The organism is Collimonas sp. OK242, assembly GCF_900107095.1.
Taxonomy (GTDB): Bacteria; Pseudomonadota; Gammaproteobacteria; order Burkholderiales; family Burkholderiaceae_D; genus Collimonas.
The window spans coordinates 1-1,305 of sequence record NZ_FNOR01000053.1; the positions used below are offsets into that span (position 1 = coordinate 1).

1 pseudogene is annotated in these 1,305 nt (G+C 50.0%); it reads left to right on the forward strand.

Annotation, left to right across the window (positions count from 1 at the left end):
• Positions 1–207 precede the first annotated feature (207 nt).
• Positions 208–1,206 (forward strand): annotated as a pseudogene (locus tag BLV81_RS23405) (IS1182 family transposase); the annotation flags it as partial.
• Between the last annotated feature and the right edge of the window lie 99 nt (positions 1,207–1,305).

Consider the following 1,305-nt stretch of genomic DNA (forward strand, 5'->3'; position numbering starts at 1 on the left):
ATCGAAAGTCCGGATCTATGGCTGCAATCTCTACCTTCTTCACATCATTGATTGAACGCTTGGCAAAATGGGGGCGACCATCTATGTGTAAAAACAGATCCAAGCCGGAACCTGCTTCAAATATAACGTAATTTTCTTGTTCCCTGAGTAAACGAAATATACCCTGCTGTGTCATAGCGATATCTCGTCATATCTCAGGTGATCAATATGGGACGTTTCATAGAAGGCAGGGATCGGACACAAGGCATATTGCTTCCCGAGCAGCTGGACGACTACGTCACAGAAAGCAACCCAGTGCGGGTAGTCGACGTCTTCGTTGACGAACTGAATCTGGATCAGATGGGATTTGATGGCGTCAATCCAGCAGAAACCGGACGACCTGCGTATCACCCCTCTGTACTCCTTAAAATCTACATTTACGGTTACCTCAATCGCATTCAATCGAGCCGGCGTCTTGAGCGGGAAGCGCAACGCAATGTGGAATTGATGTGGCTGACAGGTCACCTGAAACCTGACTTCAAGACGATCGCCAGCTTTCGTAAAGATAACGGCAAAGCGATTTCACGCGTGTGCCGGCAGTTCGTCGTGATATGCCAGCAACTCGGATTGTTCTCGGAAGCCCTTGTTGCCGTTGACGGCAGCAAATTCAAGGCAGTCAATAACCGTGATCGAAACTTTACCAGTGCCAAGCTTCAACGAAGGATGGAGGAGATCGAATCGAGCATTGCGCGTTATCTCATTGCGCTTGATGCATCGGACAGGCAGGAGCCTGAGCGAAAGCAGGCCACTACGGTTCGATTGCAAGAGAAGATCGCTGCTCTCAGGGTCCAGATGCAAGCGCTAAAGGAAGTGGAGATCAAGCTTGAACAGGCACCCGATAAGCAAATTTCCCTGACCGATCCAGATGCCCGTTCGATGAAGACACGCGGAACAGGCGTCGTCGGCTACAACGTCCAAACGGCGGTCGATGCGAAACATCATCTGATTGTGGCGCATGATGTGACTAATGTCGGTATCGACCGAGACCAACTCTCTTCAATGAGCGAGCGGGCTCGTGCAGCAATGGCGACGGAGTCTTTGACGGTGATTGCAGACAGAGGCTATTTCAAGGGCGAAGAAATCCTGGCATGCCATGAAGCTGGCATTGATGTGATCGTCCCAAAGACTGTGACATCAAATGCCACTGCCGAGGGACGATTTGACAAAGCCGGAGCCTGTCAGATTTTCTGTGTGAACGGGGTCATGAAATAATACCGAAAGGGAAATTCCATGACTGACGTAATGACCACAAAGAAACCGAAGAAG